Here is a 23,247-nt window from a genome sequence, read left to right on the forward strand (position 1 = left end):
CATGGAATTGAAAGGTACAAAAGTATTGGCGTTCGTCGATGAAGAATTTGAAGATTTGGAAATGTGGTATCCCGTTTTACGCTTGCGTGAAGCCGGGGCGGTCGTAGATATTGTCGGGCCAAAATCGAAAACGGTGTATCACGGCAAATATGGCGTTCCGATCACGACGGATTATGCGTTCGATGAAGTAAAGTCATCCGATTACATCGGCCTTTACGTTCCGGGAGGCTGGGCCCCTGACAAACTGCGCCGTTATCCGGACGTGCTTCGCCTGACACAGGAGTTTCATGCCGCGGTAAAACCGATTGCCCAAATCTGCCATGCGGGCTGGGTGCTTATTTCGGCGAAAATCGTAAACGGCTATACGATGACTTCTACGCCAGGCATTCGCGATGACCTCGAAAATGCCGGAGCTACGTGGGTAGACGAAGAAGTGGTGGTAGACCGCAACATCGTCTCTGGACGCCGCCCGCCAGACCTTCCTGCATTTTCCAAACGCTTTGTGGACGAGCTCGTTCAGTACAACAAACATCAGGAAAAGTAGCTTTACGCTGCCAATCGTACCAAAAACTACTACTCTTCATTCGGCAGGAAATCGTATAGAATCGTAGAATATCATAGTACAAGAAATTCATGTACATGCCGCCTGCCAGTGAAGGAGTGTTAGAATGCAAAAGTATTGCAAGTGCGGACGCACGATGAACCTTCGTCTGCGTACGGTTATTTATCAAAGTAAAGTCGATATTGAAAATGTACCTATTTATTCATGTGAGGCGTGTGGCCGAAGCGAGGTTGTTCCTCATGTTAAACCCGAGCTTACCGGTCTAATCGGCAAGCTGGGGAGCAAGCCTGAGAAACAGCAGCTGTTTTTCCACGAGCTATCGGAAGTGGCGTTCCTGCTGCTGAAGGTTACCGAGAAAGAGCATATGAATGATTCCATGGAAAAGATTGTAGAAGAACGTATAAATGAGCTTCTGGACATCTTACTGCTGGCACAATCGCTTGGTGACGAACCATGGACCGAAGAAATTCGCAAACGGTTGTCACAAATTACACAGAGCGCAATTTCGACATAAGCAGCCTGCAGCCAATCCCTGACGGATTGGCTTTTGTACATAGTTGTGAGGTTTTTTTGAAAACTAAATGAAATTATTTTCAAAGTATTTTCATTTTTCATTGCAAGATGAATTATTTTGTCGTATCATAACGGTAATATACTAGGCTCGCAGAATACTTTTGAAAATGGAGAGAGTAACCGTGACCGTAACCATTTATGATGTAGCAAGAGAAGCAGGCGTTTCCATGGCAACCGTTTCCCGGGTTGTCAATAACAATCCGAACGTAAAGCCGCAAACGCGCAAGAAAGTTTTTGAAGCCATTGAACGGCTCGGTTACCGCCCTAATGCGGTAGCAAGAGGCTTGGCCAGCAAGAAAACGACAACCGTCGGTGTCGTCATTCCCGATATTTCCAACTCGATCTTTGCTGAAGTGGCGCGCGGGATTGAAGATATTGCGAATATGTATCATTACAATATTATTTTGTGTAATGCGGACAAGAAGAAAGAGAAAGAAATCCGCGTTATTAACACCCTGCTCGAGAAGCAGGTCGACGGGCTGCTCTTCATGGGCGGCGTTGTTACAGCCGATCATATCCAAGCTTTCCGCACCTCTTCCGTTCCTGTTGTATTATGCGGAACCAAAGATGAAGAGCAAACGATGCCTTCCGTGGATATCGATCATGAGAAAGCCGCATTCGATGCCGTGAATGTGCTAATCGCAGCGGGACATCGCGACATCGCGATGATTTCCGGAACTTTGCAGGATCCAGCCAATGGATTCGCACGTTACCAAGGATACAAGAAAGCGTTGGATGCAGCAGGTATCGAACTGCGCGACGAATATGTGCGAATTGGTAACTACCGTTATGAATCCAGTGTTGACGCTGTCAAATATTTCTTGGAGCTTTCCCCTCGACCTACAGCGATCTTCTCGGCAACCGATGAAATGGCGATTGGCGCCATTCACACGATTCAAGATAACGGACTCAAAGTGCCCGAAGATATTGCTGTTATCAGTGTAGACAACATTCGCATGGCTTCCATGGTTAGACCGACTCTGACGACAGTGGCTCAACCGATGTATGACATCGGTGCGGTGTCGATGAGACTTCTAACGAAGCTGATGAACAAAGAATCAACGGATAATATGCAGGTTATTTTGCCGCATGAAGTGATTTACCGTAACTCTGTTACACAAGCCTAGTGAACTTAAGCCTCTAAGCGAGCTCATTCCTTTCGAGGATGATGCCATTAGAGGTTTTCTTCTTATACATAACGAAAAGAGGATCGATGAAATGACGTGGAATAAACTTGCACTAATCGGTGCGATGAATGAAGAAATTGAGCTGCTCGTATCGCACATGACGGATGTGCGCGAAACCGTGAAAGCGGGGATTACTTTCCGCGAAGGCACGTATTTCGGCAAAGAAGTCGTCGTATGCCGCACAGGCGTAGGGAAGGTTAACGCTGCCGTTACAACTCAAATTTTAATTGACAAATTCGGCGTTGAAGCTGTCATATTTACTGGCGTCGCAGGTGCGCTGGACCCGGAACTGAACATCGGCGATCTTGTCGTTTCCAGCGAATGCATGCAGCATGACATGGATGTTACGCCGCTTGGTTTCGAACGGGGCGTCATCCCTTATGAAGCCAAATCTATTTTTGAAGCAGACGGCAAGCTGGTGGATTTGGCGGTAGCTTCCGGCGAAAAGCTGTTTGCAGGGAAAGTGAAGAAGGGGAGAGTGCTCTCCGGCGACCAGTTCATCGCAAGCCGTGAAGTCGTGGCCAGCCTCAATAAGGAGCTTGGCGGTGTATGCGTAGAAATGGAAGGGGCGTCGGTTGCCCAAGTTTGTTCCATGAATGCTATCCCTTATGTGGTACTTCGCTCGATGTCCGATAAAGCGGATGGATCTGCGCATGTGAACTTTGCAGAATTTACGGTTCAAGCGTCGGAGAATTCGTATAAAATGGTTGAGGAAATCGTGAAACAGCTCTAGTCTGATGTGGCCGACGTAGGCGAAGAAGATAGCTGATGCAAGGAAGCGGATCGGTCGAGCTGATGCAAGGAAGCCGAAGGACAGAGCAGAACAGGAAAGCTGAATAAGAAAGCAGAACAAGAAGCTGAACAAGAAAGCAGAACAGGAAAGCTGAACAGGAAAGCTGAACAAGAAGCTGAGCAAGAAAGCAGACCGGTCGAGCTGATGTATGGAAGCCGAAAGACAGAGTTGAATAAGAAAGCAGAACAAGATGGTGTTATCGGGAACTATGATCCGCTACTTACGCTAAATACAGCCCTTTGGGAAATTAGAGGGAACAGCGGACCGCTATTTTCCTGATTTAAGCGGATTAGTGGCTTCGTGGGACAAATAAGACCCTGTAGTTCCGCCCGGAACCCGAGATTAGCTGATTTGGCTCAAATAACGCCCTGTAGTTCCGGCATTGCAAATAAAAAGAAACCGCTCTTTGGTAAACTGGAGGTTCCTGACTTCCAATTACTAAGCAGCGGTTTCTTGCATGAATTGCTGTTATTTTCATTGCTATTTCAAGTACATCATGGCAAGATCCTTCGTTTGCCGGTTTTTCTCGGTAATGATCTGGCGCCTTGGAATCGGCGCCCAAGCATCGACGGGGTCCAGCCACGTATCCGCCAGCTGGACCGGGCTCTTGCCCTGCCAGGCGTCCAGCCACGCCTGAGGAAGCGCCAGCTGCGGCTGCGCCGCCAGCTGGGACAAGATCGCCTGCTCGCTCATCACGAGCCAGAGCAGGCTCCAAGCCCGCGGTACGACACGCCAGATGTCGTACCCGCCGCCCCCGAGCGCAACCCACCGCCCTTCGCACCATTGGTGCGCAAGCTTGTGGATCAGCTCGGGCATAGCCTTGTACACGCGCATGGAGCAGTGCACATGCGCGAGCGGATCGAACGCATGGGCGTCGCAACCATGCTGCGAGATAATGACATCCGGCTGGAAGCGCGCAATCGTCTCGGTGAGCACCTCGCCGAAGCATTCCAGCCACGATTCGTCCTCGGTGTACGGTTCCACCGGGACGTTAATGCTCGTCCCGAACGCGTCGCCTTCGCCTCGTTCGTTCACGGCGCCCGTGCCGGGGAATAAATATTTCCCCGTCTCATGAATGGACAACGTGCATACCTGGGGATCGGCGTAGAAGCTCCACTGTACGCCATCCCCATGATGCACGTCCGTATCGACGTACAGCACCTTTGCGCCGTACGTCTCTTTCACATGCGCAATCGCCGCCGACGCGTCGTTGTAGACGCAGAAGCCCGCGCCCTTGCTCTGCAGCGCGTGATGCAGTCCTCCGCCCAGATGAAGGGCGTGCGGGGCTTTGCCAGACATCACCAGCTCTGCTGCGGTGATGGAGCCGCCCACGATCTTCGCCGTGATGTCATGCATCCCGGGGAAGAAGGGCGTGTCGTCGGTGTCGAGTCCGAAGCGCGCGGCTTCTTTGGCCCAGCGCTCCTCCGGCACGGGACAGCTAAGCGCTTTCACAGCTTCCAGATAAGACGGGCTGTGAACCCGCAGCAGCTCGCTGTCTGCAGCAGAGCGAGGCGTCCGCAGCGCGCTGTCAGGGAGCGCGCCGACTTTGCGCAGCAAATCGACCGTCATCACAAGCCGATCTTGATTAAAGGGATGATCCTCATTGAACTTATACTGAACTTCTTCGTCGTCATAGATAAAGACAGGACTTGATGCTTTCTTGTTCATATCCCACATTCCCCCGAATGGACTAACATTCTTGCTTGAAGCCCTAGAAATCCTAAATGAGCCGATCATCAGTACATGAACCGCTGCTGAAAACGAATCCGATCGAATTGCTCCACGGACGAGAGCGGTACATGCTTGCCGATACGGACCATGAGACAGTTGGCCGGATGCGAGCAGATTTCAGGATCATCTGTAGCGAACCAGATCATGTCGACGCTTTTCATCAGTTTCTCCATCATTTGCCGGTATTCCCAGACGGTAAGCTTGCTGTTTTCCAAGTCCCAGTGCCAGTAGTACTCCGTGGTGAAGCAAATCACATTCTCCATCTGACCGGCTTCGAAAGCAAGGCGAATCATCCTTTTCCCAAGCCCCATGGAGCGATAGTCATCCGCAACTTCAATGGCTCCGAGCTCAATCAAATCCTGCATATGGCCTTGCGACCAACGCTCAATTTCATCGGGATAATGAAAGGTGACATAGCCGACAATCGTAGCGTCGTCACGGGCAATGATGATTCGGCCTTCTGGCAGTTCCGCAATTTCAATAAGCGCCTCCAGCTGTTCCTTAGGTCTGCGGAAGGCGTCTAATTTGGGATGCATCGTCAGATGCTGCAAACTGTCTGCTGAAACAGGACCTTCTATCATAATCTCTGGTTGATCGGGAGCTGTGTGCAAGCGAAACGAGTGATAAATTTTGGTATGCTGCATAGCTGTAGCTCTCCTTTTGAAAAACAGCATGATGAGTGATTCCTTTTCCGTGAGGTCATAGTCCCTTTATACCAAATTTTATTTGGAAATAAAAGCTGAACTTAGGCGTAGGCGAAAAATTCTCCGTGTGTTATAATAGAATATGTCAAAAATCGATCACATTTTGCTCGAAAACATCAGTAAAATGAAAGCGGTTTATCTCGTGAGGAGGGTTTTTCGTACATGGATCAATTGAAAGTTGAACTCGTTGAAGCGGTAGCTGCAAATCCTATCATGACAAATTACGAAGAAACACACGCAAACTTTGACTGGAAAGACATCGAAAAGAGCTTCTCCTGGTACGAAACCGGCAAAGTGAACATGGCTTATGAGGCCATTGACCGTCATGCGGAATCGTCAAAAAAAGATAAAATCGCTCTGTATTACAGCGATAATCAGCGAGAAGAAGCCGTCACTTTCGGCCAAATGAAAGAGAAGTCCAATCAGTTCGGCAATGTGCTTCGCGGCCTCGGCGTCGGGAAAGGCGAGCGCGTATTTATTTTCATGCCGCGTACGCCGGAGCTTTACTATGCTTTGCTCGGCACATTGAAAGTAGGAGCTGTAGTAGGGCCGTTGTTTGAGGCTTTTATGGAAACCGCGGTGAAAGACCGTCTGGAAGACAGTGAAGCCGTTGCGATTATAACAACGCCAAGCCTGCTGTCCCGCGTGCCTGCCAGCGAACTTCCGAACTTGAAGCATATCATCGTAGTCGGTGACAATGTGGAGCCGGCCGAGGGCCATGTAGACTTCTACAAAGAAATGGCGAATGCTTCCACAGAGCTCGAGATCGAATGGTTGGATCGTGAGGACGGACTCATTATTCACTATACATCTGGTTCAACCGGAAAGCCGAAAGGTGTTTTCCACGTACAAAACGCAATGATTCAGCATTACTATACAGGCAAAATCGTATTGGATCTTCAAGAGGACGACATTTACTGGTGTACGGCAGATCCAGGCTGGGTGACAGGAACCTCTTACGGCATTTTCGCTCCTTGGTTGAATGGGGCTACGAATGTAATCCGCGGCGGGCGCTTTAGCCCTCAGGATTGGTACAATACGCTTCAAAAATATAAAGTTACCGTTTGGTACAGCGCTCCGACGGCTTTCCGTATGTTGATGGGCGCCGGCGACGATGTTGTGTCCGGCTTCGATCTGTCCTCGCTTCGCCATGTGCTGAGCGTTGGCGAGCCGCTGAATCCGGAAGTTGTTCGTTGGGGCCTCAAAGTATATAACCAACGCATTCACGATACGTGGTGGATGACAGAAACAGGCGGACAGCTTATCTGCAACTATCCGTCCATGACGATTAAGCCTGGTTCCATGGGCCGTCCGATTCCGGGCGTTGAAGCGGCTATTATCGATGATGCGGGCAATGTGCTGCCTCCGAACCGGATGGGTAACTTGGCGATTAAAACGCCATGGCCGTCGATGATGCGCAAAATTTGGAACAATCCGGCCAAATACGAAGAATATTTCAGACTGACAGGTTGGTACGTATCCGGCGATTCAGCCTACCAAGATGAAGAGGGGTACTTCTGGTTCCAAGGCCGCGTCGATGACGTGATTAATACAGCCGGCGAGCGGGTAGGTCCGTTCGAGGTGGAGAGCAAGCTAGTCGAGCATCCGGCGGTTGCGGAAGCAGGGGTTATCGGGAAGCCGGACCCGATGCGCGGGGAAATCATTAAGGCGTTCATCGCGCTGCGTGAAGGCTTCACACCATCGGATGAGCTTAAAGCGGACATTTCCAAATTTGTAAAAGAAGGTCTTTCCGCCCACGCTGCTCCTCGTGAAATCGAATTCAAAGACAAACTTCCGAAGACGCGCAGCGGTAAAATTATGCGCCGCGTACTGAAAGCTTGGGAGCTAAATCTCCCAACGGGCGATTTATCCACGATCGAAGACTAGGGATTAGCTAAATAAGGCTGTCTTAGAAGGTCAGAAATGACTTTCGAGGCGGCCTTTTTTTAATTAGACATAGTTGACTATGCATTTGTATCAAACATTGTTGGAATATTTATTTCTTTTACACAAGAAGCTTTGGAAAGACTTATGACGCATTTAACTAATGAAACGATATCTTGAAGGGGGATTTGTGTATAATTGTAAGCTGACAGGACTTTTTCGATTCCATCATCCAAAGGAATTTGGGTAGCAATTTCACCTGGGTTTATACAAGTTACACCAATTCCAAACTTTTTTACATGTTCCCTTATGGAATTGGCAATACCGCGCAATGCAAACTTAGACGCTACAAATGAAACTTGTGTAAAATCATTATTCTCAAGACCTGCCGTAGAACCAATTAAAACGATTTTTGCGTTATCCGACTTTTTTAAATTCGGTATAATCTTTTGTATACATGTAATTGCGGAAATTACATTCACATTAATAATTCTTGAAATTTCATTTGGGTCATCTTTTTCAAAATCATAGTCTTCACTAAATCCGTTGCTCTCCCATATCCCTGCATTATATATTAATACGTCTATGATGTGTTCATTTATCGTATTCGCAATCAAATTGTATGCATTAGATTTCGATAAATCAGCTTCTATCCAATGCTTATTGACTCCATCGTTAAGGTTCAAACTAGTAGGACAACTCCTAGAAACTATCCATACATTATCACCAATTTCTGGCAAACTTTTGACGAAGGCATCACCTAATCCTTTGCTCGCGCCAATGATAATAAAATTCTTCATGACCGTTGTTTCCTTTCATTTTTTGATTCGATTATTATACCACACCTTTGGAACTATCCTCCCGTTGACAAGAATAAGCAGAAAGCCGAAGCTTTTTGTTCGTGTCGGTGATAGTAAAAAGGCACGATTTGACCAACATATTTTTCTTATTCGATGCTGTATTCTCATATTCCTTGCTGTCTATATAACGGCACCAAGCCAAATAATGTCGGTAATGAGCCAAGCCCTTTGCATTCGCATAGGAGCTGAATGCCCGCTAGACCAATCGCCTGATCTAACTTCGTTGTTCGAATACGACCATTAAGGTTTAACAAAGCCTTTTTTTAACAAAAGAACCTAGCGTCTTCGCTAGGTTCTTTCCAACTGTCAGTTATTGTAGGCGATTGTTGCAGAAGGCTTGGATTCGCCTGCTTCATTGACGGCCGTTACTTTGTAATAGCCGTTGTAAGCCGCTGCATAATAATGGAATTCGGTTCCGTTTTCGACGGAGCCCAGTTTCGAGAAGGTGCCTTTTTCCTTATCGCTAAAGTAGACATTATATTTCTTGACTTTATCTTTCCCTGCATTGGCTCTCCAAGTGAGCACGATGCCGGCTTCGTCAGCTTTGGCTTTAAGGCCGCTTGGAGCGCCAGGCACGTCCTTCGATGCATTATTGCCAGGCACATTGCCAGGCGGCTCTGTCGCACCGGCAGGTGGCGAAGTAGAACCTGGCATTTGCGTCCCATCCGGGGACGGGATGAACAATGAATCCAGCGAGCTTCCGTCTGTATAGGCCGAACGGCTCGGTACGGATTCTTTGCCGGCTACGTCGACGGCCGTTACATAGTATCCCATCAAGCTGGCCGATGGTATCGTATCGACAAACTTCGCTTCTGCTCCCGCCAGGACAACTTTGCCGCCTAAGAGCTGGAACTTGCCACGGTTGTCCGAACGGTAGATGCGATATCCGACGATGTCCGTATTCGGGCTTGGCTGGAAGGTGATCGATACGTTTTCTCCCGACTTCGTTGCGGTTATGTTCGTCGGCGCCGTTGGTTCTTTGCCGTCCTCGACCCGTGGATCGATTTCGGATGGAGCATCATCGTCATAATCGGTCGGTTTGTAATTATCGATCGGTTTTCTGCTTTTTTCCGGAAGCTTGCTCATCGCATCTTCGATTTCTTTGAGCAGCTGCGAGATCGATTTCTGGCGTTTAATGACCGTTTTTTCTTGCACAAAATCGGCCGGTGTTTGTTCCTGTGCGATGTAGTTCAATCCGTTATAAGAGCTTATTTTCATCCGGACCATCACATTATCGACTTCTGTCGGCACATACTTTTTGTTGAAAATATCGGTCACTTGAAGATTAGAACTCGTCGTTAATTCGCTCGGCAGCTTGCCGGATAAGCTGGACACCGTAGCGGAAACGATGCCGTCTGGCTTAGCGAACGTTTTGGTAGGGAAGAGCTCTGGCTTCTGCTCGATGGTCTTATTCATGATTAAAGCCCAAATATCTTTGGCATGATACGTTTGCAGTGTCTTCGAGGATAATTTATTAATCGGTTGATCATAGCCTATCCATACGCCGACTGTAATGTCTGGCGTGAAGCCCATGAACCATGCATCCGCATCATCCTGCGTTGAGCCTGTTTTGCCTGAAATCTCGATCTTGCCGTAAGATTTGTATTTTTTCATCAAATCTGTCGCCGTACCTTGGCTAATCACCGTTTTCATCATATCGGTAATCAAATATGCGCTTTGCGGAGAGTAGACCTGTGTCGGCTTTTGAGCATGCGAGTAAATCGTTTGGCCGTTAGAGTCTTTGATTTCACGAATCATGAACGTCTCGTTATAAACGCCTTTATTCGGAATGGAGGCATAAGCTCCGGTTAGTTCCTTAACGGAAGTACCGCGGCTTAGTCCGCCGATAACACCGGTTTGCGCGTAATAATCCTCTTTTTGAATGGAGGTGATGCCTAGTTTTTTCGCAAAATCCCAGGCGTCATTAATGCCGACCTTATTCAAAAACAGATCGATCGCCGGAATGTTGTAGGACTGATTCAATGCTTTTCTGGCTGTCATTAGGCCATGGAATTTGTGATCCCAGTTCTCGGGAAGATGGAACCCTTTAACGCCGTCTTTCAAAATAATCGGGATGTCATCCACGATGCTGGCCGGCTGTATGGCCCCTTTCTCTAAAGCCGGAATGTAAGCGGCGATGGGCTTCATCGTTGAGCCGGGCTGTCTGTACGCTTGTGTCGCGTGATTAAGCTGCTCGTCGAAGAAATTCCGTCCCTCGATCATTCCTTTGATCGCGCCCGTTTTGGAATCGATCATAATCGCTCCGACTTGTTCGATGCCTTTTTTGTCATCCGTCGGCGCAAAGTTTTTATCGTTGCTCGAAATCTCATGCATCGAATCGTAAATCGTTTTGTCGATCGTGGTGTAGATTTGGTAACCGCCGCGCAAGAGCTGCGTATGTATGCCTTTCAAAGCTTCATTATAAGCGACTTGATTTTTCGTTGGATCAAGATCCGGTTTTTGAATTTTCAGCAGGATTTCGGCTGCTTCCTTTTCCGTCTCAATCATCAGATACGGATAAGTTGTGTAAGCTTTCTGAGCTGCTTGCGGCATAGACGCTTTAAGATCGAATTTTAACGCTTGTTGATATTGTTCATTTGTGATTTTGTCTTCTTCGAGCATCCGTTTCAGCACGAGCTGCTGCCTGGCAACGGCTTTCTTGAAGCCTTCTTGATCGAATTCCGGCTTGCTTGTGAACGCCGAATACTGCGAAGGGGATTGAGGCAGCCCGGCAAGGTAAGCAGCTTGGGCAACATTGAGTTTGCTCAAATCGTCAATGTTAAACAGACCTTTGGCTGCGGCTTTGATCCCGTACAGATTGTAGCCTGTCGAGCCATTGCCGTATGGGATTTTGTTGAGATAGGCGAGCAAAATCTCATCTTTGGACATAAGCCGTTCCATCCGCAGGGCGAGCAGCAGTTCTCTTGCTTTCCGGCCGTCATCACGATCCAGCGTAAGGAATACGCGTCTGGCGAGCTGCTGTGTAATCGTACTGCCTCCGGTTTGTACTTCTTCGTTCAACAGCTTCTGCGTAACTGCCCGGTAAAGTCCGCGGAAATCGATCCCGTGATGCTTGTTGAAGTCCTTGTCCTCAATGGACAGAACAGCATCCAAAAGGACTTGCGGGATGTCATCCAACTGGGCGAGACGCCGGTCTTCTTCCGTCCGTAATTGTCCGATGACCGTATCGTCATTGAAGTAAGCAAAGCCGGTTATGGCGTTTTCCTGCATCTGCTGGCGAATGGATTCTTCGCTGCGGACGGGATCCTTTTTAACCAGCGCACTGACATATCCAAAAGCGGCGGAGCCACCCACGATTCCTGCCAAAAATGCAGAAATGAGCGCCCATTTTAACGTAATCCAGGTTACTTTCCATGTCGTTCTTACCCAAGGTTTATTCCATTTGGCGAAAAAATTGCGCATAAGTTCCGATATCCTCCTTACATGAACGGTAATAGTATACCATAATTGCCCTGCATGCGGTAATGATCAAGCGAAGAAACGTGACATGGTTTGACAATTGCCGGAATTGTATGATATAAATTGTATCAAATGCGTAGATGGATCAGCAGTAGGTAGCTTGTGGATGCTTTCAGAGAGCCGGTGGTGGGTGCGAACCGGTACCTGCAGGTTAGTGAATTACGGTCTGGAGCAGTAAATGGGAACCTGCAGCAGAAGCTGCATCAGTAGTATTTACCGGCTAAACCCCGTTACAGGTTCTTGAGTGAAAACAGTTTGCCGCGTATACGGATGATTCATGATTATAGATGTACGTAACGGCTGTTTTAATTAGGGTGGTACCGCGAGTCAAGTCTTCTCGTCCCTTGTGGATAAGAAGGCTTTTTTTGTATGCTCACATGAAAAAGGAGATGGATGAACGTGTCGATTTTGAAGGATTTGGAGTTTCGTGGATTGCTTCATCAAATAACAGACCGCGAGGGCTTGGACAAAAAGCTAAGCGAAGAGCGGGTCGTGCTGTACTGCGGATTTGATCCGACAGCGGACAGCTTGCACATCGGCAGTTTGCTGCCTATTTTAACATTAAGACGTTTTCAATTAGCGGGTCATATTCCCCTCGCGCTCGTAGGGGGCGGCACTGGGCTCATCGGTGACCCGAGCGGTAAAGCCAACGAGAGAACGCTTAATGGACCGGAAACGGTGGAAGCATGGTCCCAAAGCATTAAAGGGCAGCTTTCCAGATTCCTGGACTTTTCATCGAATATTGAAAACAGTGCGGAGCTTGTCAATAACTATGACTGGCTTGGGTCGCTGAATGTCATCGAGTTTCTGCGCGATGTAGGTAAAAACTTTACGGTGAACTACATGCTTGCCAAGGATTCCGTCGATTCCAGAATTACAAAAGGCATCTCTTTCACGGAATTCAGTTATATGATTCTGCAATCCTATGATTTCTTAAAGCTGAACGAAACGAAAAACTGCTCCTTGCAAATCGGCGGCAGCGACCAGTGGGGGAATATTACAGCCGGGCTTGAGCTGATTGGCAAAACGACGGATAGCCGGGCCTTTGGCGTAACGCTGCCGCTTGTGACCAAAAGCGACGGACAAAAGTTCGGGAAAACGGAAGGCGGAGCTATTTGGCTGGACGCAACCAAAACGTCTCCTTACCAGTTCTATCAATTCTGGCTCAGCACAGCCGACAACGATGTTATCCGTTTCTTAAAATATTTCACGTTTATTTCCCACGAGGAAATCGAGCGTCTTGAAATCGAAGTCCAAACGCAGCCGGAGAAGAGAGAAGCACAGAAATTGCTTGCCCGCGAAGTGACGAAGCTTGTACACGGGGAAGAAGCCCTGGAGAGTGCGCTTAACATTACCGCGGCTTTATTCAGCGGCAACATTCAAGAGCTTACGCGCCAGGAGATCGAAGAAGCTTTTAAAGATGTTCCGTCTTCGACAATAGAGCAAGAGGATATTCTGCTAGTGGATCTGCTGATCTCGGTAGGCGCTGCACCGTCCAAACGCCAAGCCCGTCAAGATATTGAAAGCGGGGCTGTGACGGTTAACGGTGTCAAAGTAACGGAGCTTAATGCGGCTGCCAACGATTTGGGCAGACTTGGGGAGTCCTACCTCGTGATCCGTCGCGGCAAAAAGAACTACTACCTGGCGCAGTTTAAATAAAAAATAAACCCCTTAGGGAAATCCCTAAGGGGTTTGCTTTTATTAACGGCTGTAGAACTCGACGATTTGTTTCTCGTCAATTTCTTGTGGAAGCTCAGCGCGCTCAGGCAAACGGATGTATTTGCCTTCTACTGCTGCATCGTTGAACTCAAGGTAAGTTGGCAGGTGGTTACGGTTAGCAAGAGCTTCTTTCACAGCGGAAAGGCCTTTGCTTCTTTCGCGAAGGGCGATAACGTCACCAGTAGATACGATGTAGGAAGCGATATCTACTTTTTTGCCGTTTACAGTTACGTGACCGTGGGAAACGAGTTGACGCGCTCCTGCACGGGAGTTGGAAAGACCAAGACGGTAAACCAGGTTGTCCAAACGGCTCTCAAGCAAGATCATGAAGTTCTCACCGGCGATACCTTTCAGTTTGGAAGCTTTATCGAACAAGTTGCGGAATTGCTTCTCGTTCAAGCCGTACATGTGGCGAAGTTTTTGTTTTTCATTTAATTGAACGCCGTAGCCGCTCATTTTTTTGCGTTGTCCTGGGCCGTGTTGACCTGGAGGGAATGGGCGTTTCATGTCTTTGCCGTTACCGCTCAAAGAGATACCTACGCGGCGGCTTAATTTAAACTTAGGTCCTGTATAACGTGACATTTAGGAAAAACTCCTTCTTTTAACAAATAGTTTAGTAGATAGCATCTAGATGTCAGGGTGAAGACAAGTGCCTGGTTTTGCTTGCGAATCATAATGTGATTCCCTGACAAGAGTAGTTCAGCCGCTGTCTTGGCAGGAGCAAAAGCAGTGAGGGTGATCACAAATGGCATTCACCGAAATCATGGTGTTACTCGACTTCTAATTTTATTAAAAAGCGGAGCAAGTGTCAAGTCTCAATCCAGCGGGAGGGATTGAAAATATCGTGCAATGCAGGCGGAAAAATAGTATGATAATGAAGGTACCATTTTGCCTGGATCAATTGGACTATAGTTTGTTAGTGAGGAGAGCCTATGAGTGAATCGCTTCGTAGTATGAAACAACATAGCCCGACAGAGCACTTCGAAGAGTTTCTTCGGCAAGGTCTTGTTCTTTCTAGCAACTTTTCTTATGGGGAATTCAATTCTTATCAAGCGCTGCAGGATGCTTTTGAGTATTGGGTTTACCAATTCGGACAAGCGATGCTGCCGCCTCAAACCGCACTGCTATGCGTAAATACGGATCTTCGAGTCATTAATGCCTGCGCGAATAGAGCTTCTTTTATGGACAAATTCTCGCAAACCGGTACGTCTTGGAGTCTTGCGGATCGAGAGGACAATCCTCTGGCCCGGTGTTCGGATGATCCGAAATTGCATGTGATGACAAGCGAAGAAATGAACATATGGGGGCTAAAGCCCACTTCGGCTGTTAGCATTCCAGTCCTAGATCCTCAAGAACAGCCAGTCGCCTATTTGGGACTTTTTTCCCAATCACACCATATAGAGCCTGAGGGGCTCATCCAGTTGCTGTATACCTTATCATTTTCATTTTACAGCTGTGTGCAAAGTATTGAAGATCGCCGCCGATATGATCAGCTGCTCCTCCAAAATCAACAAAGAGAGCTTGATTTTAAGAAGCATGACATTTTATTCGAGGCGTCTAAGAAGCTCCATGCGAAGATTGATGTGGATTCGGTGCTGACCGAGGCGATTGAATGCATGTACAGGGTATATCCGCATATTCAAGTGGATCTATTGCTTTCGCAAGACAATGATTCAACGAATTTGTCGGTGAAGCCGCTGAATTTTCAGAGTATTGAGAACGACATCTGTACGCGTGCTTTTATGGAAAGCACCGTCGTCTTTGAACCGACGATGGACGGCGAAGGGCCGAGCACGGGGAAAGTAGCGGCGCCGCTTTCGGGCAAACAGGGCGTTTACGGTGTCTTATATATGCAGTTTGAGCATGATTTGATTCAGGCTTCGGATTTGCAGTTTATTTCGCTGCTCGCAGATACGGCCGGTTCGGCCTTTGAAAATGCGAAATTGTATGAGCAATCCAACCTCATGATTAACGAGCTTCGCCTAATCAACGAAATTACCAAGCAGCTCAACCAAAGCTTACGCCTAAGCGAAATTTTCAACTCGGCTTCAAGGGAGCTTTTAAGCATTTTTGGCGCCGATTACAGCTGTATATTGCAAAAGGATAAAGAAACGGACCAATTAATCGTGCAAGCTACGAATTTGCCGGCGTTGTTTCATGAGACGTATACCATGGATCAAGGTTTTGCCGGTCTTATTTACAGCACCAAAGAGCCGACGATCATCTCCGATTATATGACAAACAACAAGGTCAAATCGAAGCTGCTGCAGATCACCGATTCCAGGTCGCTGATCGGTTCGCCGATTCTTGTGAACGGTCGTGTGGAAGGCGTCATCATGGTTATGCATAGCAAGCCTAATTTCTTCTCTTATGATAACTATAAATTGCTGCAGGTGCTTTCCGGACATATCGGTCTTGCCATGACGAACGCCTCGCTGCATGCGGAAGTGAAACGGATGGTTATCACGGACAATTTAACTGGCCTTTATGCCCGTCACTATTTGGATGAACAAGCGAATTTGCTGCAAAAGAAGGATTTCTGCGGATCGCTGATTGTTGTGGATATCGATAATTTCAAACGGATCAATGATACGCACGGTCATCAGATTGGCGATAAAATTTTGATTCAGGTCAGCCAAATTATTAAGTCCTGTATCCGGGATAGCGACATCGCGGCAAGATGGGGCGGGGAAGAGCTGGCGGTGTACTTGCCCCAAGTTGCGAAGGATCAGACCATCCGCATAGCCGAACGCATACGCACGAGAGTTCTTCAAGAAACAAGTCCGCAAGTCACGGTTTCCTGCGGTATTTCGGATTGGAATTGGGAAGAGGATAAGATTAGCGTCGAATCTTTGTTCTACCGTGCGGATATGGCGCTGTATCAAGCTAAAAATAACGGTCGGAACCAAATTAAAGTGGGTTAGTTCTCAGCCAAATCACTTGTCCGCAGACGGGTGGTTTTTTCTTTGTGATACGACCTGAAAAAATAGGGCAGACTAGGTGCAATCGGGCATAGATTTGCCCTACTTTTCTCTTCCTGATCCAACGGTTACATGATACAATGATCTGGTTAAGGGAAGGATGGTCGAAATTTGTCAGTGGCTAACAGAAAGCGGATACTTTCAATTCTTGTTGTTTTGATTTTACTCGGTGGTTTGATTTACTTTTTCTTCTTTAACCCCATGGGCATTAAACTCGCTCACACCAATATGAGGCAGCTGTCCGAACATTTGAGGGATCTTGGTTGGCCGGGTAAAATTATCGGCATGGCCTTGGTTGTCGCTCAAACCTTTTTTCCGTTTATTCCGTTTGTCATTGTGGCCGGGACGAATGTTGCCATCTTTGGGATTAAAGTAGGATTTCTTGTGAACTATATCATGTCTTGCTTAGGAGCAATCGCCTCTTTTTATTTTGCTCGTTATTATGGACATGCCTGGGTGGAGAAGAAGCTGGAGCGGTTTCCGCTCGTTACTCAGTTCAGCCGCCGCATGGAGAAAAGCGGTTTCTTGTACGTGCTTTTAGGCCGTTTGATCCCGATTCTGCCTTCATCGGCGATTAACTTTGCGGCAGGGCTGACAAGAATAAAGTTTACTCATTTTCTATGGGGCACTCTGCTGGGGAAACTGCCCATCGTGTTTTTAGAATCGATGATTGCTCACGATTTATTTCATTTTCACAAATATAAAGGAAGACTTCTCATTCTGCTCGGCATTTTAATCGTTTTGATCTTCATCGGAAATGCCGTGAAGCGGGTGCTGGCCCCCAAAGCGAAGTAAAATATGTTGGAGAATGCAGGAAATTTTCTAGTTGCGCTTTGTCACCTATCCACGTTATCATATAGAAAGCAAGGCGACCAATTCATATGCAAATAAATGGAGGAATGAAATATGCCAAGTGCTAACAATGCCGCAATTGTTGAAATTTCACAAACAGCCAATAAATTTAGATCATCCATCGTTCTTCAATACGATAATAAGTATATCGACGTGAAAAGTATTTTAGGGTTGTTCACGACTCTTCTTAGCTCCAGCAAATATGATTTGCACGTTCATGGCCCGGATGAGCAAGAAGCGAAAGTCGCTATGGCGGAAGTTTTTGCTAAGCACGAATTAGGGGTTCATGTCGTAGAAGACTAATCTAACTCCAGATGAAGGTACTCTCAGAATCTCTGAGGGTACCTTCTCTTGTATATTGAAGCATTTTCGCTTAATATAGATCATATAAGGACGGATGACTAAGCGTATAGGGGGAAGTGGAATGTCTTCATCTGATCTGTTGCTGGACATGAATCAAAAAGCGCTTAATCTTCTTCAAGAAGATGCAGATAAAATCGAAAAGCTGATCGAAGTGCAAATGGAAAATTTGACAACGCGTCAATGTCCGCTGTACGAAGAGGTTCTAGATACGCAAATGTACGGTCTGTCTAGAGAAATCGATTTTGCTATTCGTGCGGGACTTATTTCCGAGATGCCTGGCAAACAGATTCTCAGTAAACTTGAACGTAACCTTGCTCAGCTATATGAAGCGCTGAATAACAAAAAGTAACCCGTCAATGGGTTACTTTTTTTGTTTCAGTGTATGTAGTTGTAGACTTTCAATCGGGCTAGACCAGGAAGAATACGACACCTAAGATGATGTAGACAATCAGAAGGAGCAAACCTTCAAACCAGTTGGTCGAGCCGTCCTGCGTGATGGATTTGGTAATGAAAACGGCGACCCCGATGGCGGCAATCTCATAAGTGGTAAACACGATGTTCATGGGAGTGCCGCTGATGAAGAAGCTGGCCAGAACAAGGACCGGCGCTACGAATAGGGCAATTTGCAAGGAACTGCCGATCGCGATTTCGACGGCCGCACCTATTTTATTTTTCATCGCCATCATGACGGCTGCGCTATGCTCGGCAGCATTTCCGATGATCGCTACGAGGAAGGCACCTACAAAGAGCTCGGAAAACCCGAATTTATGGGTAACTTCTTCTAAGGTGCCTACCAGCCACTCGCTGGTGAAAGCAACCATGACGGTGGAGAGCACTAAGAAGAGAATCGAAGTTGACTTGGACCAAGCGGCTTCGCCGTGTTCAATGGCTTCATCGGAGAGCATATTTTTGTGCGTAACCATGGAGAACAGAAGCCAGAGCAGGTAAGCGACAATGAGTAGAATCGCAACGATCATGCTCATCGTGGATGTCTCTTTGGTCGTTAAGCCTCCGGTGAAAATCGCCGGAATGAACAGCGCCACAACCCCCAGAATCATTAATGAGGAGTTGTGGGAGGCCAGTTTTATGTTAAACGTTTGTTCTTTGTACTTGAGCCCTCCTGCGAAAATGCTGAGACCCAGCACCAGCAAAAGGTTACCGATGATGGCCCCTGTAAGACTGGCCTTAACGATATCGTACAAGCCGTCTTTCACTAGGAAGATGGCGATGATTAATTCAGCCGCGTTGCCAAATGTGGCGTTAAGGAATCCGCCTATGCGCTCGCCTGCATAATGGGCAACGCTTTCCGTCGCTTTTCCCAGGAACCCGGCGACAAAAATAATCGCAATACAGGCGATGATGAATTGCAGCGTTGTATCCATATGCGTATAGTGTGCAATTGCTGTTAGCACGAAAGAAATAATTAAACCTGCGTAAAACAATTTACCTTTCAATGTTGACCCTCCGGCTCCTAATTTATTGGTACTTTTTTACTTCTTTTTACTATACCCAGTTTGCCCTTTAAAGTAAATTCGATTTGGACATTTTGTGCAGTTCTTGCTTTCATCTATTGAACTTATTACAATAGGTTTATAGCCGAGTGGAAAATTTTTGAGTTCCGCTCAAAGATCATTATATTAGGAGTTGATCCATATGTCCGAAGACAATCAAACCGGTTTAATTCGTATCTCTGATGATGTAGTATCCACGATTGCGGGTCTCGCTGCTCTTGAAACCGCTGGCATAGCAGGAATGTCAGGTGGCATTTCAGAAGGCTTAGCCAAACGTCTGAGCGGTAAGAACGTACAACGAGGCGTGTCCGTAGAGGTAGGTCAAGTGGAAGCAGCCATCGATTTACGCGTTATCGTCAATTACGGTTCCCGTATTCAGGATGTATGCAGGGATCTCCAGGAGAATGTAAGGGAAGCTGTCGAAAATATGACAGGCTTAACTGTAGTGGAAGTTAACGTTAAAGTGGAAGGCGTCGCATTCAGGGAAGAAGATGTTGTTGACGATCCTCATCGTGTTAAATAAAAAGAAGACCCAATCGAGTATGAAGTCGATTAGGGTCTTTTTTTCTGTGCAGGCGCAGCTGCAGGTTCCTTATGCGATTGTTCACGGGAAATCCCCAGCACGACGCCCATGCCGATCAGTGACACCATCATGGATGAACCGCCTGCCGAGATGAAAGGCAGGGTTACGCCCGTGAGCGGAATGGTTCCTGTGACGCCGCCGATATTAATAAAGGCTTGGATCGCGAACATAACCATAATGCCAACGCCGGATAGCATGCCGAAGATGTCAGGGCAGCGTACGGCAATAAGAAGGCCTCGCCAAATGAAGAACAGATAAATAAGAATGAAAAGGGAACTCCCGATAAAACCAAGCTCTTCCCCGATAATGGCAAAAATGAAATCGTTGTGCGCCTCAGGCAAATAGTGAAGTTTCTGAATGCCTTGTCCGAACCCGGCGCCGGCGAAACCGCCATGGCCGAAAGCGTACAAAGATTGTACGACTTGCAAGCCGGAGCCTTGCGGATCGGCGAATGGATCCAGAAATGAAGTTAGCCGGTTGATCCGGAAATTATCACTCGTGTCCCCTAGCAGCAGATACAAGACTAGGCCCATACTGGCAAAGACAGCAAATACAGCTCCGATACCGAAAATGTGCTTCAAATTGGAGCCTCCGACCACGATGACGATCACGGAACACATCAGGAGGATCATACATGAGCCAAAATCAGGCTGCAAGAGGATCAAACCGCAGACAAAAGCAACAACCAAGATGGCAGGGAGAAGGCCTTTGCGGAAACTTCGGAACTTCTCGTCTTTGTTGCTTATCAGAGATGCTAAATAAAGGATAACGATCAGTTTGGCAAACTCCGTCGGTTGAATGCCGTATCGGCCGAGTGTGTACCAAGAGCTGGCACCGTTAGCTTTACTTGTAAAGATAACAAATATCAAGCCTAATACGACGAAGAAAAACGCAGGGATGACCAGTTTTTTCAACTTCGTGTAGTGGACATTCATGCAGAACAGCATGCCAACAACACCGATTCCAACAGCAATCAACTGTTTCCGTGTGAAAAGCCAAGGGTCATCCCATCGATATGCGCTTGTCATCGAGCTTGCACTGAACACCATTGCCAAACCAAAGCATACCATTAAAAAGGTTAAGAAGAGCAGCAGAAAATCCGGCGTTCCTCTTCGAGGTGGATTCATGCTGTTCCCTCGCCTAGTCGGCCAACAATTGCTTTAGCTGATCCAATTTTTGGTTGGAAAGTTTAAGCACGGCATCAGGAATCGGTGAATTGTAGTCCAAGCCATGCGGGAATGTTTCTCTTCCTATGTATGCATCCTCTAGAAATAAAATGGCGTAAGGAGATTCCAGTTTGCCGGATTCCACGCGCGCGTTAACACGTAAGAAGTACACGGATTTACTTGCTTTATCTTCCATTTTGAAATCATAAGTAGCACGCGTGTATTCCCACTGCCAGCGCACGAAACCAAGTTTCGTCGTTACCTCATCCAGGTGAGCCAGATCGCTTTTTAAGCCTTTTAGGCCAGTTGCTTCAATAATCACTATAACGCCTCCATATTGTACGTATGCATTCTTTATTCATGATAGTATGTTTCCAAAGGTTCTGCAAGTCGACAGCTGTCTCTAATTTCTAATATTTGATGGCACTTTGGAGATGAAACTGCAGCATTATTTTGGTAGAATAGGTTCAATAACAAAGCTTAAAGAGAAACAATCAAGATACAAGGATGAGCGGAGGAGTATTCTATGTTCGAATTTCAAGCGGACTTACAAGCCATTTACGAAGAAATGGTTGCCTGGAGGCGCTACCTGCATCAAAACCCTGAGCTCTCCTTTCATGAATACCGGACGGCTGAATTTATAGCAAATCATTTGCAAAGTTGGGATATAGAAGTACGTCAAGGGGTTGGAGGAGGCGGAGTCGTCGGACTGCTTCGCGGCAGCGAAGAAGGACCTACGGTGGCCCTCCGGGCCGATATGGATGCCCTTCCTATCCAAGATGAGAAGAAATGTGAATATGCTTCGCTTACGAAAGGGGTCATGCATGCTTGCGGTCACGATGCCCACACATCAACGCTGCTCGGGATAGCCAAGGTAGCCAGCAAGCACCGGGCCGAATTGAAAGGGAATCTCGTTTTTCTGTTCCAGCATGCGGAGGAAATCACCCCCGGCGGTGCGGATTCCATGATTCAGGACGGTGCGCTGGAAGGCGTTGACGCCGTGTTTGGCGTTCATTTGTGGACACCTTTTCCTGTAGGACATGTATACTCCAAAGCGGGACCTTTGATGGCAGCACCGGACGAATTTACGATTCAGATTCAAGGGAAGGGCGGACATGGCGGACTGCCTCATCAAACCATCGACAGCATCTATGTCGCCTCACAATTGGTTGTGAATCTGCAATCGATCGTAAGCCGCCAGGTAGATCCGACGGAGCCTTGTGTCGTTAGTATCGGTTCTTTCCACGGAGGAACGAGTTTCAATGTAATTGCCGAAACGAGCGTACTAAACGGCACAGTACGGACTTTCGACGCAGAGCTTAGACTAGATGTGAAGCAGCGCATCGAACGGGTGGTGCAGTCCACCTGTGCAATGTTCGGAGCCGCTTATGATATCGATTATAAGCTCGGCTATCCGACAGTGGTGAACGACGTAAAGGAAACTCAGCGCTTCTTTCAAGTAGGCGCTTCCCTTTTCGGAGCGGAAGCTGTGCATGAATCTCCGCTTATTATGGCCGGAGAAGACTTCTCTTATTATTTGCATCATCGGCCGGGCTGTTATATGTTCGTAGGGGCGGGCAATGCGGAGGCCGGCATTATTTATCCGCATCACCATCCGAAATTTGATATCGACGAGAAGTCGATGCTGAATGCGGCTAATTTGCTGCTGGGCATGGCTTTGGATTATATGGCATGAATGCCGTCCTTCCTTTGGAGAATGCTATGTCTGTAAGACAACTCTGAGGAGGGATAATGGACATGGCAGACAAAACAGTTAGAGAGATTATGAGCAAAGACTGTGTGACAGTTACTTTGCAGGATAATGTATATGAAATCGCGCTGAAAATGAAACAACACGATATCGGATTCGTTGCGGTTGTTGACGGCAAGAAGCTCATCGGCGTTGTAACCGACCGGGACCTTGTTGTTCGCGGCTACGCCGAAAAGCATTCCGGCTCTACGGCTGTCGAGCAGGTGATCTCGAAGGATGTTGCTACGATAGATCCTAATACTTCAATAGATGAAGCAGCCAAAATCATGGCGAAAAATCAGATCAGGCGGCTGCCGGTGGTCGAGAACGGCGAGCTGGTCGGCATTGTAGCTATTGGTGATTTAGCGGTGCGCGGCAAATTTGAAGATGAAGCCGGTCAAGCGCTCAGCCAAATCTCTTCGGATAAATCGCCGGTCGGCGCCAGATAAGAGACATAGCGAAATCTTTTCCTAATAGAAGGGAAAGGATTTCTTTTTATTTGTACGTCCAAAAGGATGACGAAGTCGTTTATTCTTGTAACTGTCAAA

21 protein-coding genes, 1 pseudogene and 1 other annotated feature are annotated in these 23,247 nt (G+C 47.4%); of the genes and pseudogenes, 13 read left to right on the top strand and 9 right to left on the bottom strand.

From position 1 onward, the window contains the following. Position 1 precedes the first annotated feature (1 nt). The 4 genes from AC3WRW_RS15155 (at position 2) to AC3WRW_RS15170 (ending at position 3,055) form a co-directional block, all read left to right on the top strand. Complete coding sequence (locus AC3WRW_RS15155) at positions 2 to 544, top strand: type 1 glutamine amidotransferase domain-containing protein (protein ID WP_492547146.1); 543 nt, start codon at positions 2 to 4, stop codon at positions 542 to 544. A gap of 124 nt (positions 545 to 668) precedes the next feature. Further along, positions 669 to 1,076, top strand: coding sequence for a hypothetical protein (locus AC3WRW_RS15160; RefSeq protein WP_167064035.1), 408 nt, complete (start codon positions 669 to 671; stop codon positions 1,074 to 1,076). A 181-nt stretch (positions 1,077 to 1,257) separates the two neighbouring features. Further along, positions 1,258 to 2,262 carry a catabolite control protein A gene (ccpA, locus tag AC3WRW_RS15165; RefSeq protein ID WP_492547147.1) on the top strand — a complete coding sequence of 335 codons (1,005 nt, stop codon included), beginning with the start codon at positions 1,258 to 1,260 and terminating at the stop codon, positions 2,260 to 2,262. 91 nt (positions 2,263 to 2,353) lie between these two features. Then, positions 2,354 to 3,055, top strand: coding sequence for a 5'-methylthioadenosine/adenosylhomocysteine nucleosidase (locus AC3WRW_RS15170; RefSeq protein WP_492547148.1), 702 nt, complete (start codon positions 2,354 to 2,356; stop codon positions 3,053 to 3,055). Positions 3,056 to 3,595: 540 nt separating this feature from the next. On the opposite strand, the gene AC3WRW_RS15175 is transcribed toward AC3WRW_RS15170, so the two are convergent. Both AC3WRW_RS15175 and AC3WRW_RS15180 read right to left on the bottom strand, forming a co-directional pair. Continuing rightward, positions 3,596 to 4,783, bottom strand: a complete 1,188-nt coding sequence (locus tag AC3WRW_RS15175; RefSeq protein ID WP_492547149.1) for an acetoin utilization protein AcuC — start codon at positions 4,781 to 4,783, stop codon at positions 3,596 to 3,598. 68 nt (positions 4,784 to 4,851) lie between these two features. Beyond that, complete coding sequence (locus AC3WRW_RS15180; protein ID WP_492547150.1) at positions 4,852 to 5,490, bottom strand: GNAT family N-acetyltransferase; 639 nt, start codon at positions 5,488 to 5,490, stop codon at positions 4,852 to 4,854. Positions 5,491 to 5,712: 222 nt separating this feature from the next. On the opposite strand from AC3WRW_RS15180, the gene acsA reads away from it, so the two are divergent. Continuing rightward, on the top strand, positions 5,713 to 7,437 hold the full coding sequence (acsA, locus tag AC3WRW_RS15185; RefSeq protein ID WP_492547151.1) for an acetate--CoA ligase: 1,725 nt from the start codon (positions 5,713 to 5,715) through the stop codon (positions 7,435 to 7,437). A gap of 77 nt (positions 7,438 to 7,514) precedes the next feature. Here acsA and AC3WRW_RS15190 read toward each other — a convergent pair whose 3' ends face one another. The 3 genes and pseudogenes from AC3WRW_RS15190 to AC3WRW_RS15200 all read right to left on the bottom strand — a co-directional run bounded on the left by AC3WRW_RS15190 (position 7,515) and on the right by AC3WRW_RS15200 (position 11,717). Continuing rightward, positions 7,515 to 8,234, bottom strand: coding sequence for an SDR family NAD(P)-dependent oxidoreductase (locus tag AC3WRW_RS15190; protein ID WP_492547152.1), 720 nt, complete (start codon positions 8,232 to 8,234; stop codon positions 7,515 to 7,517). A 15-nt stretch (positions 8,235 to 8,249) separates the two neighbouring features. After that, positions 8,250 to 8,533, bottom strand: a pseudogene (locus AC3WRW_RS15195) (hypothetical protein); the annotation flags it as partial. Positions 8,534 to 8,600: 67 nt separating this feature from the next. Beyond that, positions 8,601 to 11,717, bottom strand: coding sequence for a transglycosylase domain-containing protein (locus AC3WRW_RS15200; protein ID WP_492547153.1), 3,117 nt, complete (start codon positions 11,715 to 11,717; stop codon positions 8,601 to 8,603). Between the two features lie 125 nt (positions 11,718 to 11,842). Next, positions 11,843 to 12,122, top strand: a binding site (T-box leader). 45 nt (positions 12,123 to 12,167) lie between these two features. Here AC3WRW_RS15200 and tyrS point away from each other — a divergent pair. Beyond that, entirely contained in the window at positions 12,168 to 13,433 is a 1,266-nt protein-coding gene (gene tyrS, locus AC3WRW_RS15205; protein WP_492547154.1) for a tyrosine--tRNA ligase, read from the top strand. Positions 13,434 to 13,475: 42 nt separating this feature from the next. Here tyrS and rpsD read toward each other — a convergent pair whose 3' ends face one another. Further along, positions 13,476 to 14,075 (bottom strand): 30S ribosomal protein S4, encoded by a 600-nt coding sequence (rpsD, locus tag AC3WRW_RS15210; RefSeq protein ID WP_127452159.1) that lies wholly within the window; start codon positions 14,073 to 14,075, stop codon positions 13,476 to 13,478. A gap of 371 nt (positions 14,076 to 14,446) precedes the next feature. Between rpsD and AC3WRW_RS15215 the strand changes: the two genes are divergently transcribed. The 4 genes from AC3WRW_RS15215 to AC3WRW_RS15230 all read left to right on the top strand — a co-directional run bounded on the left by AC3WRW_RS15215 (position 14,447) and on the right by AC3WRW_RS15230 (position 18,038). After that, on the top strand, positions 14,447 to 16,417 hold the full coding sequence (locus AC3WRW_RS15215; protein ID WP_492547155.1) for a sensor domain-containing diguanylate cyclase: 1,971 nt from the start codon (positions 14,447 to 14,449) through the stop codon (positions 16,415 to 16,417). Positions 16,418 to 16,675: 258 nt separating this feature from the next. Then, positions 16,676 to 17,269 (top strand): TVP38/TMEM64 family protein, encoded by a 594-nt coding sequence (locus tag AC3WRW_RS15220; protein WP_492547156.1) that lies wholly within the window; start codon positions 16,676 to 16,678, stop codon positions 17,267 to 17,269. Positions 17,270 to 17,380: 111 nt separating this feature from the next. After that, positions 17,381 to 17,629, top strand: coding sequence for an HPr family phosphocarrier protein (locus AC3WRW_RS15225; RefSeq protein ID WP_492547157.1), 249 nt, complete (start codon positions 17,381 to 17,383; stop codon positions 17,627 to 17,629). 121 nt (positions 17,630 to 17,750) lie between these two features. Further along, the gene (locus AC3WRW_RS15230; RefSeq protein ID WP_056833125.1) at positions 17,751 to 18,038 is read left to right on the top strand and encodes an Fpa/YlaN family protein; all 288 of its coding nucleotides are present in this window, start codon (positions 17,751 to 17,753) and stop codon (positions 18,036 to 18,038) included. 58 nt (positions 18,039 to 18,096) lie between these two features. Here AC3WRW_RS15230 and cax read toward each other — a convergent pair whose 3' ends face one another. Further along, the gene (gene cax, locus AC3WRW_RS15235) at positions 18,097 to 19,143 is read right to left on the bottom strand and encodes a calcium/proton exchanger (RefSeq protein WP_492547158.1); all 1,047 of its coding nucleotides are present in this window, start codon (positions 19,141 to 19,143) and stop codon (positions 18,097 to 18,099) included. A gap of 199 nt (positions 19,144 to 19,342) precedes the next feature. On the opposite strand from cax, the gene AC3WRW_RS15240 reads away from it, so the two are divergent. After that, positions 19,343 to 19,723, top strand: coding sequence for an Asp23/Gls24 family envelope stress response protein (locus tag AC3WRW_RS15240; protein WP_171686090.1), 381 nt, complete (start codon positions 19,343 to 19,345; stop codon positions 19,721 to 19,723). Positions 19,724 to 19,752: 29 nt separating this feature from the next. Here the strand turns inward: AC3WRW_RS15240 and ftsW are convergent, their stop codons facing one another. After that, positions 19,753 to 20,910: a putative lipid II flippase FtsW gene (gene ftsW, locus AC3WRW_RS15245; protein WP_492547159.1), complete on the bottom strand. Its 1,158-nt coding sequence runs from the start codon at positions 20,908 to 20,910 to the stop codon at positions 19,753 to 19,755. 13 nt (positions 20,911 to 20,923) lie between these two features. Further along, positions 20,924 to 21,271, bottom strand: a complete 348-nt coding sequence (locus tag AC3WRW_RS15250; RefSeq protein WP_492547160.1) for a YugN family protein — start codon at positions 21,269 to 21,271, stop codon at positions 20,924 to 20,926. A gap of 204 nt (positions 21,272 to 21,475) precedes the next feature. Here AC3WRW_RS15250 and AC3WRW_RS15255 point away from each other — a divergent pair, with 204 nt between their 5' ends. Together AC3WRW_RS15255 and AC3WRW_RS15260 are read left to right on the top strand one after the other, a co-directional pair. Beyond that, complete coding sequence (locus tag AC3WRW_RS15255; RefSeq protein ID WP_492547161.1) at positions 21,476 to 22,645, top strand: M20 family metallopeptidase; 1,170 nt, start codon at positions 21,476 to 21,478, stop codon at positions 22,643 to 22,645. 62 nt (positions 22,646 to 22,707) lie between these two features. Then, a complete protein-coding gene (locus AC3WRW_RS15260) occupies positions 22,708 to 23,148 on the top strand; it encodes a CBS domain-containing protein (protein ID WP_492547162.1) in 441 nt (146 codons plus the stop codon). Positions 23,149 to 23,247 lie beyond the last annotated feature (99 nt).

Source organism: Paenibacillus sp. FW126-R14 (genome assembly GCF_058789495.1).

Excerpts from the sequence above, each read along its gene's own strand:
- AC3WRW_RS15155 (WP_492547146.1), top strand. The coding sequence starts at position 2 with ATGGAATTGAAAGGTACAAAAGTATTGGCGTTCGTCGATGAAGAATTT.
- rpsD (WP_127452159.1), bottom strand. The coding sequence starts at position 14,075 with ATGTCACGTTATACAGGACCTAAGTTTAAATTAAGCCGCCGCGTAGGT.
- AC3WRW_RS15215 (WP_492547155.1), top strand. The coding sequence starts at position 14,447 with ATGAAACAACATAGCCCGACAGAGCACTTCGAAGAGTTTCTTCGGCAA.
- AC3WRW_RS15260 (WP_492547162.1), top strand. The coding sequence starts at position 22,708 with ATGGCAGACAAAACAGTTAGAGAGATTATGAGCAAAGACTGTGTGACA.
- AC3WRW_RS15230 (WP_056833125.1), top strand. The coding sequence starts at position 17,751 with ATGTCTTCATCTGATCTGTTGCTGGACATGAATCAAAAAGCGCTTAAT.
- AC3WRW_RS15190 (WP_492547152.1), bottom strand. The coding sequence starts at position 8,234 with ATGAAGAATTTTATTATCATTGGCGCGAGCAAAGGATTAGGTGATGCC.
- AC3WRW_RS15255 (WP_492547161.1), top strand. The coding sequence starts at position 21,476 with ATGTTCGAATTTCAAGCGGACTTACAAGCCATTTACGAAGAAATGGTT.
- AC3WRW_RS15170 (WP_492547148.1), top strand. The coding sequence starts at position 2,354 with ATGACGTGGAATAAACTTGCACTAATCGGTGCGATGAATGAAGAAATT.
- tyrS (WP_492547154.1), top strand. The coding sequence starts at position 12,168 with ATGAACGTGTCGATTTTGAAGGATTTGGAGTTTCGTGGATTGCTTCAT.
- AC3WRW_RS15225 (WP_492547157.1), top strand. The coding sequence starts at position 17,381 with ATGCCAAGTGCTAACAATGCCGCAATTGTTGAAATTTCACAAACAGCC.
- AC3WRW_RS15180 (WP_492547150.1), bottom strand. The coding sequence starts at position 5,490 with ATGCAGCATACCAAAATTTATCACTCGTTTCGCTTGCACACAGCTCCC.
- ftsW (WP_492547159.1), bottom strand. The coding sequence starts at position 20,910 with ATGAATCCACCTCGAAGAGGAACGCCGGATTTTCTGCTGCTCTTCTTA.
- AC3WRW_RS15240 (WP_171686090.1), top strand. The coding sequence starts at position 19,343 with ATGTCCGAAGACAATCAAACCGGTTTAATTCGTATCTCTGATGATGTA.
- AC3WRW_RS15200 (WP_492547153.1), bottom strand. The coding sequence starts at position 11,717 with ATGCGCAATTTTTTCGCCAAATGGAATAAACCTTGGGTAAGAACGACA.
- acsA (WP_492547151.1), top strand. The coding sequence starts at position 5,713 with ATGGATCAATTGAAAGTTGAACTCGTTGAAGCGGTAGCTGCAAATCCT.
- AC3WRW_RS15175 (WP_492547149.1), bottom strand. The coding sequence starts at position 4,783 with ATGAACAAGAAAGCATCAAGTCCTGTCTTTATCTATGACGACGAAGAA.
- AC3WRW_RS15220 (WP_492547156.1), top strand. The coding sequence starts at position 16,676 with ATGGGCATTAAACTCGCTCACACCAATATGAGGCAGCTGTCCGAACAT.
- AC3WRW_RS15160 (WP_167064035.1), top strand. The coding sequence starts at position 669 with ATGCAAAAGTATTGCAAGTGCGGACGCACGATGAACCTTCGTCTGCGT.